Here is a 13,890-nt window from a genome sequence, read left to right as displayed (position 1 = left end):
GCTCCCTTATTATCGGGAGCTTGCTGACAAATAAAACGAATTATGCTGCTCGATTACGTTGATTAGGCTTGTTATAAACAACGCAGAAGTTACCTCGCTTAGTTCGGCATTTTGAGCAACGTTCACAATCAACGGGCTTTTTGTCCTCTTCCAGCCAGCGTTTAATCAATAAAGGCTCTGCCATTAAAGGACGTGACAACGCAAAATATTGGATATTGGTGCGCTCGGCAATCTCTTCAATCGCGCAAATATCACCTAAACCACCAACAGTAATCACTGGCACGTTCACTTCTTGGCTGATCACATCACCATATTCGTGGAAATAGCCTTCCGCTTGTAGTGTGTAGCCATCAAATTTTTCGCCAATCATGGTGCTAGCATTGCCGTGAATATTGCCGGAAATGATGATCGCATCCACACCTAACTCTTCTAGCTTTTTACACACTACGCGGGTTTCGTCGAAAGTTGCGCCACCTTCAAAAAATTCAGTGGCAGTAAGTTTTACTAGGATCGGGAAATCGTCACCAACAAGTTTACGCGTCGCTTGGTAAATCTCGACTAAGAAACGCATACGGTTTTCTAAGCTACCCCCGTATTCGTCTTCGCGCTGGTTGTAGTATGGGCTGAGAAATTGGTTGATCAGGTAAGTGTGCGCCGCATGAATTTCTACGCCATCAAACCCTGAGTCTTGCGCACGCTTACTTGCCAAGGCAAATGCTTCAACAATGTAGTCAATTTCCGCTTTTGTCATCGCCTTGCCCTGCGTTTTAGTGCCACGCTCAGGCACTTCACTTGGAGCAAAAATGACGCGCTCACCCACGTTATACGTGGTTTTGGTGCCGCCATACGCAAGCTGCATAACAATTTTTGAGTCATATTGATGCACAAGATCCGTCAGCTTTTGGTATTCAGGGATAAATGAATCGTTGTACATCCCCATCATGCCTGCATTTGGCTTCTCTTCTTCAACAATGTTGGCATAACCTGTCACGATCAGACCAACTTCGCCCTGTGCCAGTTCTTCATAAATCGCATAAAGGCGATCGGTCATATGACCATCTTCTGTTGCTAGGTTTTCCCAGGTTGCGCTGCGCACAAAACGGTTCTTCAGTGTCATATTGCCGATACGGCTTGATGAAAATAGGAAGCTCACATCCAATCCTCTAATGTTTATTATTTTTATTGCTGTGGTGCCGCGTTAAGCATCAACTTAATGGCTTTCAGCAAGAACAAAAAAGAGAACAGCCATACATTGCTGTATAGCTGTTCTCTTTTGCGCACTTTAGACCACAAAGCTAACGGGGATGATACGCCCAATCGACGACAAAACCTTAATCTAGATTAACTAAATGTGTGATTTTAACAAAAGACAAAGGTAAGCCGATTGAAACTCACAACTGCCTGTTAATTTACTATTGTTGCTGTCTCTTGCTCGCCTTACGCGCTCTATCAAATCATCCTTTATAAGCATGCAATATATAGTATTTACATGTAATTTTATAAATTACATGTCCAGTGATGTAAATAATGTAAATTTACCAACTTCTATAAGTAAACAAATTAAAAATACTAATCTCTCCACATGAAAAAATATTGTAATTAAACAACCAAATTAATTTGACGAAGCTCACAAAATTGCTAAAATTAGCCCGTCTTTTGAAACTTGATTACATAAGGTGGAGACTATGAACTCAGCACTACTATCAATGTTGGACACTGAAAAAACTGCTCAAACTGAAACCGAAAGCAAGCAACAAGTATCGACTCTAGAAGAAGTTGTTACGCTTGCAGTCATGTTCCTAGCGACTTCAGCAGTAGTTTTGTTACTTAGCCTATCTTGGGTTTTGTAACCAGCCTTTCATGGAATTGAAAAGCGATACTCCAGCGAATATCGTCGAGGAGTATCGCATTGACCTACCAATCTAATTCAACCTCGTAAAAGATCCATTAGCTTTCAAATACGACTCACCCAAAACTCAGCGCAACAAATATTAGTAAGAAATCGAAACGAACTCTTCTCTTACAATAAGACGACGCAACAAGCTATTCTTCGGTTAGAGATACATTGCAACCAAGAAATTTAGTGCGTTGATGTATTTGAAAACATGTTTATCACTATCACGCCGCTCACAATCAAAGTCATACCTACTATTGCTGCCATATCTAGCTTCTGCTTAAACACCACTGCAGCAACGAGAGAAATCAGTACCACCCCTAGACCTGACCATATCGCATAAGCGATGCCAACCGGAATCGTGCGCAAAACCAGCGAGAGAAAGTAAAAAGCGACGCCATATCCGACCACGACCAAAAGACTTGGTGCAAGCTTGGTAAAACCTGCCGACGATTTAAGCGCGCCCGTCGCAATCACTTCCGCAATAATCGCAATGGTGAGGTAAACATATCCCATAAAGTTACCGATCCTTTTGATTGAATTACACCAATACCGCTTAACTGAGCGTTAAGCTATACGATGGCGATTATGCCATCGAGGCGCCCAAGAGCATAATCACTCCCGCTGAAACCAATTTGGTAAATAGTACTACCCAAATACAGTCGCCAAAACTGGCATTTGCAGCTTTGCTTAACAGGTAGATAAACAGAACGAGCCCTGCAACCCAACCCACAACCGGTATTAAGGAAACAAGAGAGACGATCACCGCGATAACTAGCAACGCACGAAACTCGACCGAAACAAAAGAGAGCTTTGAAGCAATAAAAATACAGAAAGTGGTAACAAATACATCTAGCGAAAATATCAATACATCCAATCCCATAACTACCTCAAAGTCTTCTAGAAATTGCTTAAAATACTACTGAAACTAATGTGTTTTTTCAGTGACCTTTCGCATTAATTATGCAACTAAACGCTTTGCGGTAGGCTACCCTTGTTTGGTGTACTGACAATGCTTTAGCCATAGGAATGAGCACATATTTCTTTATCATTGTTCAATGATACGTATAATCCCCTGCTCTTTTATCCCACACTCAAATAAGAGTTAAAGCATGTCAAAACTGTTTTTTAAAGGTCGCATTGACGCAAGACAGAACCACGTAATTTCTGGTTATAACGTAAACCGTGATGTGAAACCTGGCAGTGAAGAAGCGCCAATCTCAGTAACCGTCGCAAGTGAAGCGCGTAAAGCAGAGATCGAAGCCATTGTTGGACAACACGCTCTCTTTGCCAACATCGTGGTTGATGCAAGTAAAGAAGAAAACACTATTGAGCTGGATACGGTACTAAACAAGCCAGCAACAACTGTTTTTGAAAAGACACCAAACCGCAACGATCCATGCAGTTGTGGCAGTGGTAAAAAATATAAGAAGTGCTGTGCTTAATTAAGCAAGCCAACGCAGTGGGTGAAGCATCGCTCGCCCACTTCATCTTTACTTTGCGCTAACGTCTTTATTATCACTCAGCAGAACGCTTTTAGCTCACTTCTCAACCACAGACTTTATACTGATAGCGTCATGACGCCATGACTCAATCACACAATCAATCAGCTCACCGTGGCGGTCATAGTTGACGCGCTCAACGACGAGCGCAGGCGTGCCTACTGTTGCTCTCAACGCCTGTGCCGTGTCGCCAAGCAAAGATGTGGTTGCAATGCGGTAACTGGATGTGTGATAGCTCACCGCAAACGAATCTAGATAAACTTGAGTTATCGGCTGCCTAAGATCGTACTTTAACAAATTAGGGAAACGGTCTGAGCGGATGTATTTGGTCACATAGGCAACTGGACGATCTTCTAAATAGCGAACCTGATCAATGCGATAGACATCAGTAAAGGGAGGCAACTTAAGCAGTCGAGCAGCCAGCTTATCGGCCAAAATTCCCTTTGCAGTGATCAACTCGGTTTTAGCCGAACGGTTCTGCGCTTGTGCCATATCGGCAAAGTTGGGCGCTTGACTCAAGTCATAACGCAAAGGCTGCGGTGAGATAAACCAACCACGACGATCTTCACGGTAAATTCGACCTTCAGCTTCAAGTAGGGACAAAGCTTCACGCAAGGTAACCCGCGTAGTATCAAACGACTCAGCTAGTTTACGCTCTGCGGGCAGTTTCTGCCTCGGTGACAACATACCAGCTTCTATCTGCTCCACTATCGATTCTTTTATCTTTACGTATTGCACTTACTGCCCTTCTTTATGTCATCAGTTGCTTTGCACGCCCAGTAAAGCGAGAAACACATATTACCTGAGAAAAAGTGCTAATACATTGATTAATAGAAAAGAGAGCCGCAGCTCTCTTTGGGATCTCTCGCACTTTGGTTGGCATCCACCTCTAACGGCTTCCCGGCTCACGCTTTCTATATTCATAACGCACATCGAGCACTGGTTGATAAGCGATTTGACCATCACCTTGTAGAAACTCATCTACGGTCACTTTCGTGTCGGTAATGGTAAATGAGTTACGGTCAACATAATCAAAGGCAGATGAGAACTCATTGCGCAACTCACGTGAAGACTTGCTGCGGTAATCGTTTATCATCATTAATCCCGCATCATAAGCTGCTTGTTTTGAGGCGACGACATCACCTTCAATACTGGTCACTTTGCTTTGCCAATGATAACCACCAGCAAAGACACTCGAAGCCGCCGTTAAAGCACATAGTGCTGCGATTGTTGTTAAGCTTTTCATCGTTATTCCCTTCCTAGATCATTTGACTAGATTTGAGAAGGGACAAGCATATTTCGATTTGTCCCTTCACACCAAAACTCGCATTTACAAGTTTGTTGCCGATAAAGACCTCGCTCTCTTCGAGCACATTTCAGGGGAATTTATAAAATAATTTAGCGTTTATTACGGAACTTTTACTGGATTAAAATTTGCTTTCTCTAGGCTATGAGATAAGCCTTTGTTTCTTTTCATTGCCTAATGCACAAGGCAATTTTCCAAGCTCATGCGTTGTCCATTCTGAGTACGTTTATAGAACCTTGGCTTATTAGACAGAACTGATAAGAATATAAATATACAAATAATCCTCGCTAATTCAGACAACCGAATTGCCGTTTTTTAACGATATTTTAGTCATAAATCTTCAACTGATTTTTCCCCCCATTTTTATTTTTTCCACCGAAAAACGCACAGAATCTAACCGCAATCACTAACAACCTTCATATTTGTACAATATTTACACCGTTCATCACCATTTGATAATTTACTGATTAACAACACTTTTACATCAAAATATATACAACTACACTAATAAAGATTTTGCTTGCTAATGCGTCAGGGAGACAACAAAAATGCAGTCAATACTACGTCGGTTCCCACTCTATCTTATCGTCAGTTTGTCGGTGGCTATTCCCGTCACTATCGCGGTTGTACTGGCAGCGCTTGATATTTTCGCTCTTAATAACAAATCGCACACCACACTTCGCGACGAACAACTCGTCAACCTTGTTATTCACTACGACAACCTTGCGCATAACCTTGCGGTTGAACGTGGTCTCACTGCCGGCGTACTTGGCAGTAAAGGTAATCCTGAAATTGTTAACAACCTATCAAAGCAACGAGGACAAGTTGATCAAGCAATCCAAGCTCTGACCCAATTTCAATCCAACGTTTTGTCGGCAAGTTTAACTGATGCCTTATTACAAGACGTTGCATCGCAATTGAGTAAACTGCAAGAAGTTCGATTGGGTGTCGATCGCCTGCAACCAAAAATCGCTCCATTTGGTTATTACTCAAACCTCAACCAACTTATCATCGATAACATTGATGTATTAATCAGTGAAACGCGTAGTCACGAGCTAAGCTCGCTAAGCAAATCTCTGGTTTCGGTGGTGATTATGAAAGAGCGCGCTGGACAAGTGCGCGGCGCGTTAAATGGCGTGTTTGCCCGTGGTAGTGCCACTCCTGTTGTCTATGCCGATATCAACAGTTACATACAATCGGGCGACTATGCTCTGCGCAGTGCACAAATTGTTATGCCCGCTGAATTTCTCAGCCAACTTAACCAATTGCAGCAAAATAGTGCGTGGCTAGATGTCGAAAAGGTGCAGCAGCAATTTTTGGCTCAAAGTGGTTCTTTAGACGCTATAAAAGGTCCAAAAGCGACAGATTGGTTCCCAATGGCGACCAAGCGTATCGGTCTTTTAAATCAACTACGCAATTCAATTCAAGACGATATGCTGAGCTATGCCTCTCAAGTCTCAGCACAGTCGGTATTGAATCGTAATATCTTGGTCGCGGTGACTGTCGTCGGCACACTATTGATTTCACTGCTGCTGGTATCTGTAGTGTCAGGGCTACGATACCGAGTTGGCAGCATTCGCTCTGAGCTTAACTATATGTCAGAGAAAAAAGATCTCACCTGTCAGTTAAAAGCCGGCGGTAATGATGAGATCTCTTCCATCGCCCGTAATATCAATAAACTGATTGGCAACCTAAAACACCTACTGCTAGATGTGACCAAGACCAACAACCACAACACTGAAAGGTTGGTGCGCATTGTTGATTCATCTCAACAGCTAGAACAGAGCAGCCACTCAACCATTGCGAAATGTGACAACATAGCAACGGCGATGACTGAACTTGCACAATCGAGTGTCGGCATTGCTGAGTCAGCAGAACGCGCTATGGATGACACCAATGCCATGAATGACCAAGTGCAAGCGTGCCAACAGCAAAGTGAGCGCTCGTTTAAATCGGTACAGAGCTTGATAGATCAAATCAATGCTACCGAAAAATGCATGGCAGAACTCGCCTCTGATACACAGAGCATTGGTCAAATTGTCGAAACCATCAACGGGGTGTCAGAGCAAACGAACTTGCTGGCACTTAACGCCGCCATAGAAGCAGCGCGCGCCGGAGAGCATGGTCGTGGCTTCGCTGTCGTATCATCTGAGGTGCGCGATCTTGCCCAACGTAGCCAAGAAGCGACGGAGAACATTGAAAAACTTTTAGCGAAGATCAGCGAGAAAACTCGCTTCTCGGTTGAAAGCATGGCAAGCAGTAAAAAAGCCAGTGACGATACTTTTGATTCGGTAAAACATGTTAATGAGAGCGTTGCCATGCTTGAAGAGAGTATTGAGCAAGTAAATAGCCACATTAGCTCAATCGCCCAATCCACTATCGAACAGTCAAAAGCGTGTGAGGCAATTGATAAAGACGTCGATATTCTCAATGAGATCGCCCATCAAACCAGTAGCCAAGCGGATGACCTTAACCAGATCGTAAATGGTTATCAGGCAGAAGCGGATGAACTAAAAGAGCAGCTCGACCAATTCCGATTAGGTTGATTTGCCTGCAAAGAAAAGCCCGGCGTTTATAAGCGCCGGGCTTTATTTAGATTAACTTTGCAGTTTTCACCTTGCCAAAAACTTATCTAGCCAGACAAACATTCGCAAGTCGCTAACTATTCAAACACAAGTGGCTATCACAAAGTGCCTCACCTTGCGAAGACTCCCCTCCGATTATCGCTAGCCCATGAGGTGTGGTTATTGCAACTCCGTAAGCACAACCTTGTGGCATTTTGCCAACGCGTTGCCATCTATTGCCATCAAAGCACCAGATATCATCAGTAAATGTTTTGGTCAGACCTTGATGACTGTAGAATTGCTCGCTGCGGTAATTGTTTTGACTACCAACAAAGTAAGCACCACCCGCGACAATTGGCATTGCGTCAACTTCACCACAAAATGCGCCCGCTAGCCCCTCATGTTGAGAATCAGACTCGACGATGGCAGGCAAGTAACTTGTTTCCACCAATTGGCTAGCAGCAAATCTTAGTTGCTTGGTGTGCAAACTACGCAGCCCAGGTTTCACCTCTCCTTCGACCAGGATCAGGCTGTCTTGGCGGCGCAAAACGCCTGCACCGCAATTAGCTTGAAACGGATTCTCTGCTAGAGGCTGCCACTGCTTAGCTGAGAGATCAAAACGATAGATCATCTCATTCCATTGATAAGCTTCAATTGGACGTGACATAAACTCAACTAAGGTTGCCTGCTTGAGATCAGCATCAGCGGCAAGCTCTGGTGAACTAAGCTGTGCCATTAAACCGTCAAATTGCGCTTTGTTGTATCCGCCAACAAAGTACAAATTATCGTCCATAGCAAAGCCTGCTCCGCCAAGTAGACCAACCGGAATGTCATCAGTAACTAAACTCCATGAATCTTGCGCACAATCATAGTAGTAGCCATCAACCAAAACCGTAGTATAGCCGAGCTCAGGTGTTGTGCCCGCGCCGGAAAAGACGTAACAACCGCCTTCAACCGGTACACACACCGCATCGTTTCTCGCCACACCCGGAAAAGCCGATTTTTCTTGCCAGCTTTGTTGCTCATTAAGATCGAGCATAAGCCATTTATTACCTAGACTACCCAGCCCTACATAGAGTCTATTTTGGTGACCAAATCCGACACCATTCTTTAATCCACTAGGCAAAGAAGGCAAGGGTGAAAACTGCATATTCATGATTAATCCTGTTGTTCGACTTGTTTGCCATCCCAAGTCAGCATTGCGACTTTGGTGCTGGCTGATTTATCGGCTTTTTCACCGCCAACAATCAAAACGCCTTCTGGCAGCGTAAAGGAAAGTCCGTACGCGACACCTTCAGCAAGATCGTTACCTTGCTTCCATGCGCCATCTTTAAACACGTAAGTTTCGGCGTTGAATGCTTTTGGTAAACCGTTATGAGCAAACATATTGCCTTTGTCAAAAGCGTGTTTTGCGCCATGGAAATTAGCACCACCGGCGACAATCACCGCGCCATTACTCACCCCGGCAAACGCCCCCGCGACACCTTCTTGCAGAGGTTGAGATTCAGGCGTTGGCAATGGATGCTCACTCACCCAAGGTTGCGATTGTCCAAATTGGTAAGTTTTCACTTCGTCGGTACGTAGACCCGGCTTGATCTCGCCACTGATTAGCAGTGCATTTTGTTTATCTGTGACTAACGCCGCGCCACAGTTCGGCAAATATGGCGATGAACCAAGCTCTTGCCACTGATTTGTTGCAGGGTTAAAGCTCAAGACTTGTCTATTCCATTGGTAGTCAGCAGGTTTTAGCCCCATATAGTCATCAACAATCTTCTGCCATTTTTTTGGTTCGGCTTTTTGATCGGTGGTTAAGATGTCCGACAGATATTGGTCAAATAGAGGTTTGTTGTAGCCACCAAAGAAAACAACTTGCTGATTATCTGGTGAGTAAGACGCGGCACCTAGGAGCCCAACAGGCGCCGTTGTGTTCATCCGTGACCAGCTATTATCTTTTGAATTGAAGCGATAAACGGTATCAAAAATCACTGGCGACTTAGCTTTGGCATCCGCTTTACCTGAACCACCAAAAATATAGATATCGTCACCAATTACCGAAGCTGTCGCACCATCACGCGCCGGACCAGTAAACTGGGCTTGTTTTTGCCAACCTTTATCAAGTTGCTCTAAATCCAGCATGTAAAAGTCTTGTCCAAGTGAACCTAAGCCAACGTAAACCTTGGAGTCCACTTGTGCACCTACACCATTCTTCACGCCCTGCGGTAAATCAGGCCACGTTTGACTAGCAGAGGCAGAAAAGGCAGCAAGCAAAGATGCCGTAATTAATGTAGGGTATAGCGTTTTGAAGTAACAGGGTTTCATGTTCGTTATTTCCTTATTAAGCGCGGGGATTGACCTCTAACGGGTTTTATCAACCGCAAAATAAAACAAAAATATTTTCCACTACTAGATCTTTATAAAAATATTTCCTTTATAAAAATTCCAAAATAAAGCCCGCACAATGCAGGCTTATAAAATGTGTTTATTTCAGTAAAGGCATTACCACTTGTGCAGTATCCAACACTGACTCAGAGTACTCTGGGTAGCTCTCAATCAAGTTGTTCACCAACACGTCGACCAATAGTAATGCGCCTACTTTTGACGCAAATGCACCGCCGGTTAACGGTCCTTCCGGTCTTGCCGCAACCAACATCTCACTGCAAATCGTACTCAGCGGGCTATGGCTAATGTTCGTTAAGGCGATAACGGGTACATCTCGCTCATGAGCTTGTGTTACCGCGTGGATCACTTCACGAGTTGAGCCCGAACTTGAGATCGCAAACCACAGATCGCCCTGTTCACTGCGTACCGCATTCATTGCCGCAAGGTGCGTGTCTTCAAACATGGTGACTTTCTTACCAATACGCAGTAAACGATACGCAAGGTAGCGCCCCACAATACTCGACGCGCCAACACCAACACAGTTAATAAACTTAGCTTGATGCACACGCTCGCTGATCTTCGCTAAGGCTTTGCGATCGATGAGTTTTGCGGTGTCGAGTAGACCCGCAGCAGCATTTTGCGCCGACACATCACAAATATCGCCTTCGATATCTTGTACGCTTTGAGCCTGAGTTTGAGAAAGCTCAACCGCCAATGCCATACGAAAATCGGAATAACCTTTGTAACCCATGTCGCGGCATAAGCGAACCACGGTCGCTTCACTGGTCGCGGTATTACGCGCCAAGTCAGTAATGGTTTGATACTGAACCTCATTGGCGTTTTCTGAAATGTATTCCGCTACCACTCGCAATTTCTTGCTTAACGGCTCGATATTCGAACGTAGTCGAACTAATAAATTTTTAGGTGAGCCCATACGTTGCCTCATGACATCATCATTTTTGCTGCGGCAAAAATATCAAAAACGGCGTATTATTGACACTGCTGTCCAGCAAAACGCCTTACAATTCATGTTACTTGAAGTAAATATCGTCTATTACGCGAGCGAGTAGACCTTTTTGCTGACTCGATAACGGTAAAAATGGCTCACGGCAATGCCCGTAATCCACGCCTTTCTCGTGCATTAGGAACTTGATCGACTGATACACCCCGTGCTTTAGCAGCTCTGCGGTTACACGATTCACTTTACGTTGCAGCGCCATCGCCGTTTCAGTATCCCCACTTTGCATCGCTTCGAATATTGCGACATAGTCAGCCGACATTATGTTATAGGTGCTACCGATACCGCCACTTGCGCCCATCTGCAAGCCATTCACCAACATAGTATCTTCACCGTGGAAAATCACACTGGTGGCAAAACGTTGACGCAGTTGCTCGATAAAGAACATATCGCTGGTAGTGTGCTTAAGCCCAATCACATTCGGCAGCTCTGATAACTCAAATAGCTCTTGATGGGTGAAATTGACCCCTGTCGTGCCTGGGATGTTATACAAGAGTAGCGGCAATAACGAATACTCAGCAATGCTGCGATAAAAATGCCCCACTTCGGCTTTAGTGAAACCGTAGTAAAATGGCGGTGTGGCAGAAATCGCGCTGTACTCAGCAGTCACCGCGCTGTCGATTAACTGCTTCACTTCAAATAGAGAGATAGCCCCAACATGGGCGATAAGCGGCACTCTACCGCGATTGATTTTAGCAATCTCGCCAAGTAACCGTTGGCGCTCTTTAATCGACATCATAAAACATTCAGAAGAGCTGCCACCGATATAAAATCCGTGTACGCCTTGACGAATATGATGTTCAAACATCGCTTCTAAACAACCAAAATCAATCTCACCACTTGGTTTAAATGGTGTCATTAACGGCAGGTAGATCCCTTGCATATCGCACTCCAACGTTCGATTTTCATGCTAGTTGATATCGAAAACCCGCAACAAAGAGCCTTGCCCTTTGTTGCGGCTTAAACGGATTACATATTTATCCGATTACATGTTGAGAAAACCTGCATCGCGCATTTTCGCCACAACATCTGCTTTTTGAGCTTCAGTCAGAGAACGGATTGGTGTACGTGGGTTACCCGCGTCAATACCGTGCAGTTGCATTGCTGCTTTACCAGCCGCCACACCGCCGTATTCCACTAGTACGCGAATGATGGCAATAACGTTATCCATTAACGAAGTAACCGTTGCTTGGTCACCTTTGTTAAACGCTTTAATGATCTTGAGGTAAAGAGGTGCTGCGTAGTTGTAGGTACTACCTACCGCACCGACCGCGCCTACTGCGAGACCTGCAGGTAAGAACTCATCAACACCAAATGGCACGTCAAACTTACCGCCACAAGCGCGTACAGCACGTTGGTATTCATACAGATCTGAGTTATTGAATTTCGCACCAGTTAGGTTTGGAATGCGTTGTTCACCTTTAATAAGGAACTGCTCTAAGTCTAGGTTCACGCCAGACATACCTGAATGGTAGTAGTAGAAACCTTTTGAAGGCGCCGCAGCGGCAATTTGCGCGCAGTATTCAACTAGATCATCAACACTACCTGGTTTAAAGAAACATGGACCAATTGCAGAAGTTGCAAGAATATCAAGAGTTTCTGCATGTTGAGTTAGCTCGATTGAGTCTGCAATACTCAATGCACCCGTATGAAGTACGATATCAAGTTTGCCGTCAGCAGCTTTAACCCAGCGCTCAGCAATGGCTTTACGCTCTTCAACTGAACAGTGGATACCTTCACCTGTGGTACCACACACATACGCACCTGTTACACCTTGAGCAATCAGCAGCTCAGCGATTTGATCGATCGCGCCAAAGTTAACTTTGTTATTTACATCAAACGGAGTATGTGGAGCAGCAATCAAACCAGTTAATTTGTTCATTTTTACATCCTACTTAATCGGAGCCACCGCAGTGGCTCACTTGTTGTTTTAATCTAAATTTTATTGTCCGTAACCAAGGAATAGCTCAGGTAAGAACAGAGTGAACTGAGGGAAAATCGCCACTAGCGCAAGTACAATAAACAGTGGTACTAGTAGTGGAATTACACCACGAGTAAGCACGTGGAAAGGAATGTCACCTACCCTTGCCACCACGAACAGCGCCATACCCATAGGCGGAGTCAAAATACCAATCATTAGGTTCAAGATAGCCATTACACCAAAGTGAACAGGGTCAATACCAACAGATACTGCCACTGGCACTAGGAATGGAACGAGAAGTAATAGCAGCGCTAACGATTCAATAAAGGTACCCAAGAACAACAGCAGTAAGTTGATCAGCAGTAGCAGTACTAGTGGGTTATCACTGATGCTTAGGAAGAAATCAGCCAGCATTTGCGGCAACTGCTCGCGAGCTACGATCCAACCAAATACAGTCACACCCATTACCATTAGTGCCACAACCGCCGTGTTGTTAACAGTCTCTTTTAAGATATCAACAAACCCTGCTAGCGTTAGCTGTTTGTAAACCACAGTGCCTAAGAATAGAGCGTAAAGTGAAGATACTGCAGCCGCTTCAGTCGGTGTAAATTTGCCCGAGAAAATACCGCCGATAATGATGATTGGTGTAAGCAGCGATAAGAAAGCTTCTTTAAACGCAACTAGACGCTCACGACCACTCGCTTTTGGTAACACCATGTAGCCGCGCTTTTTACAGATAAAGTAACTCATGATCATCAAAGCAAGACAGCAAAGAATGCCTGGTACTGCACCTGCTAAGAATAGTGCACCAATCGAAGTACCTGATACCACACCGTAAATAACCAGCGGTACTGAAGGTGGTACTAGTGGACCGATGATACAAGACGCCGCTGTCAAACCGCCTGAGAAGTCGTCATCGTACTTCGCATCACGCATCGATTTGATTTCAAGCTGACCAAGACCGCCGGCATCTGCCAACGCTGAACCTGACATACCTGAGAACAGTAAGCTTGCCATGATGTTTACGTGACCCAAACTACCAGTGATATGCCCTACCATCGCTTTAGCGAAATTGAAAATACGCTCTGTAATACCAGCACTATTCATTAAGTGACCGGTTAGAACGAAGAATGGTACAGATAACAGTGTAAAGTTATCGACACCAGTGATCATTTGCTGCGCTGCAAAGTTAATACCTGTACTACCGGTTAATAGAAGGAACAGCAGCGCGACGAAAATTAGGGAAAACCCTACTGGCATACCTGCAAACAGCAGACCTAGCCAACCAAAAATAGAAGTTGCCATG

The 13,890-nt window shown here is 44.5% G+C and carries 14 protein-coding genes; 3 read left to right on the top strand and 11 right to left on the bottom strand.

The features are described 5' to 3' along the window. Positions 1–40: 40 nt before the first annotated feature. Positions 41–1,153 carry an NADH:flavin oxidoreductase gene (locus DPF93_RS00570; RefSeq protein ID WP_114764272.1) on the bottom strand — a complete coding sequence of 371 codons (1,113 nt, stop codon included), beginning with the start codon at positions 1,151–1,153 and terminating at the stop codon, positions 41–43. A 532-nt stretch (positions 1,154–1,685) separates the two neighbouring features. Here DPF93_RS00570 and DPF93_RS21215 point away from each other — a divergent pair. Beyond that, the gene (locus DPF93_RS21215) at positions 1,686–1,850 is read left to right on the top strand and encodes a hypothetical protein (protein ID WP_164675276.1); all 165 of its coding nucleotides are present in this window, start codon (positions 1,686–1,688) and stop codon (positions 1,848–1,850) included. A gap of 230 nt (positions 1,851–2,080) precedes the next feature. Here the strand turns inward: DPF93_RS21215 and DPF93_RS00565 are convergent, their stop codons facing one another. Together DPF93_RS00565 and DPF93_RS00560 are read right to left on the bottom strand one after the other, a co-directional pair. Further along, positions 2,081–2,410, bottom strand: a complete 330-nt coding sequence (locus DPF93_RS00565; protein WP_114764271.1) for a DMT family transporter — start codon at positions 2,408–2,410, stop codon at positions 2,081–2,083. A 70-nt stretch (positions 2,411–2,480) separates the two neighbouring features. Beyond that, entirely contained in the window at positions 2,481–2,777 is a 297-nt protein-coding gene (locus DPF93_RS00560; protein WP_114764270.1) for a hypothetical protein, read from the bottom strand. 229 nt (positions 2,778–3,006) lie between these two features. Between DPF93_RS00560 and DPF93_RS00555 the strand changes: the two genes are divergently transcribed. After that, complete coding sequence (locus DPF93_RS00555) at positions 3,007–3,339, top strand: PBPRA1643 family SWIM/SEC-C metal-binding motif protein (RefSeq protein ID WP_114764269.1); 333 nt, start codon at positions 3,007–3,009, stop codon at positions 3,337–3,339. Positions 3,340–3,435: 96 nt separating this feature from the next. Here DPF93_RS00555 and phnR read toward each other — a convergent pair whose 3' ends face one another. Then, complete coding sequence (gene phnR, locus DPF93_RS00550) at positions 3,436–4,134, bottom strand: phosphonate utilization transcriptional regulator PhnR (RefSeq protein WP_114764268.1); 699 nt, start codon at positions 4,132–4,134, stop codon at positions 3,436–3,438. 151 nt (positions 4,135–4,285) lie between these two features. Beyond that, positions 4,286–4,642 carry a DUF3316 domain-containing protein gene (locus DPF93_RS00545; protein ID WP_114764267.1) on the bottom strand — a complete coding sequence of 119 codons (357 nt, stop codon included), beginning with the start codon at positions 4,640–4,642 and terminating at the stop codon, positions 4,286–4,288. A 608-nt stretch (positions 4,643–5,250) separates the two neighbouring features. Here DPF93_RS00545 and DPF93_RS00540 point away from each other — a divergent pair. Further along, on the top strand, positions 5,251–7,248 hold the full coding sequence (locus tag DPF93_RS00540) for a methyl-accepting chemotaxis protein (RefSeq protein WP_114764266.1): 1,998 nt from the start codon (positions 5,251–5,253) through the stop codon (positions 7,246–7,248). 112 nt (positions 7,249–7,360) lie between these two features. Here DPF93_RS00540 and DPF93_RS00535 read toward each other — a convergent pair whose 3' ends face one another. The 6 genes from DPF93_RS00535 to DPF93_RS00510 all read right to left on the bottom strand — a co-directional run bounded on the left by DPF93_RS00535 (position 7,361) and on the right by DPF93_RS00510 (position 13,889). Next, positions 7,361–8,422 carry a YjhT family mutarotase gene (locus DPF93_RS00535; protein ID WP_114764265.1) on the bottom strand — a complete coding sequence of 354 codons (1,062 nt, stop codon included), beginning with the start codon at positions 8,420–8,422 and terminating at the stop codon, positions 7,361–7,363. 2 nt (positions 8,423–8,424) lie between these two features. Next, a complete protein-coding gene (locus tag DPF93_RS00530; protein ID WP_114764264.1) occupies positions 8,425–9,585 on the bottom strand; it encodes an N-acetylneuraminate epimerase in 1,161 nt (386 codons plus the stop codon). 160 nt (positions 9,586–9,745) lie between these two features. Then, entirely contained in the window at positions 9,746–10,579 is an 834-nt protein-coding gene (locus tag DPF93_RS00525) for a MurR/RpiR family transcriptional regulator (protein ID WP_114764263.1), read from the bottom strand. 97 nt (positions 10,580–10,676) lie between these two features. After that, positions 10,677–11,546 (bottom strand): N-acetylneuraminate lyase, encoded by an 870-nt coding sequence (locus DPF93_RS00520; protein ID WP_114764262.1) that lies wholly within the window; start codon positions 11,544–11,546, stop codon positions 10,677–10,679. 102 nt (positions 11,547–11,648) lie between these two features. Beyond that, on the bottom strand, positions 11,649–12,545 hold the full coding sequence (locus DPF93_RS00515) for a dihydrodipicolinate synthase family protein (protein WP_114764261.1): 897 nt from the start codon (positions 12,543–12,545) through the stop codon (positions 11,649–11,651). A 60-nt stretch (positions 12,546–12,605) separates the two neighbouring features. Continuing rightward, complete coding sequence (locus tag DPF93_RS00510; RefSeq protein ID WP_114764260.1) at positions 12,606–13,889, bottom strand: TRAP transporter large permease; 1,284 nt, start codon at positions 13,887–13,889, stop codon at positions 12,606–12,608. Position 13,890: the final 1 nt, after the last annotated feature.

This window comes from Vibrio rhodolitus (assembly GCF_003350325.1).
In the GTDB taxonomy this organism is placed as follows: Bacteria; Pseudomonadota; Gammaproteobacteria; order Enterobacterales; family Vibrionaceae; genus Vibrio; species Vibrio rhodolitus.
Note: the sequence above shows the minus strand (reverse complement) of the source record. Positions and strands in the feature narration are given on the sequence as shown.

Coding starts and splice junctions, on each gene's coding strand:
- DPF93_RS21215 (WP_164675276.1), top strand. CDS start 1,686: ATGAACTCAGCACTACTATCAATGTTGGACACTGAAAAAACTGCTCAA.
- DPF93_RS00565 (WP_114764271.1), bottom strand. CDS start 2,410: ATGGGATATGTTTACCTCACCATTGCGATTATTGCGGAAGTGATTGCG.
- DPF93_RS00560 (WP_114764270.1), bottom strand. CDS start 2,777: ATGGGATTGGATGTATTGATATTTTCGCTAGATGTATTTGTTACCACT.
- DPF93_RS00555 (WP_114764269.1), top strand. CDS start 3,007: ATGTCAAAACTGTTTTTTAAAGGTCGCATTGACGCAAGACAGAACCAC.
- DPF93_RS00545 (WP_114764267.1), bottom strand. CDS start 4,642: ATGAAAAGCTTAACAACAATCGCAGCACTATGTGCTTTAACGGCGGCT.
- DPF93_RS00540 (WP_114764266.1), top strand. CDS start 5,251: ATGCAGTCAATACTACGTCGGTTCCCACTCTATCTTATCGTCAGTTTG.
- DPF93_RS00535 (WP_114764265.1), bottom strand. CDS start 8,422: ATGAATATGCAGTTTTCACCCTTGCCTTCTTTGCCTAGTGGATTAAAG.
- DPF93_RS00530 (WP_114764264.1), bottom strand. CDS start 9,585: ATGAAACCCTGTTACTTCAAAACGCTATACCCTACATTAATTACGGCA.
- DPF93_RS00525 (WP_114764263.1), bottom strand. CDS start 10,579: ATGGGCTCACCTAAAAATTTATTAGTTCGACTACGTTCGAATATCGAG.
- DPF93_RS00520 (WP_114764262.1), bottom strand. CDS start 11,546: ATGCAAGGGATCTACCTGCCGTTAATGACACCATTTAAACCAAGTGGT.
- DPF93_RS00515 (WP_114764261.1), bottom strand. CDS start 12,545: ATGAACAAATTAACTGGTTTGATTGCTGCTCCACATACTCCGTTTGAT.
- DPF93_RS00510 (WP_114764260.1), bottom strand. CDS start 13,889: ATGGCAACTTCTATTTTTGGTTGGCTAGGTCTGCTGTTTGCAGGTATG.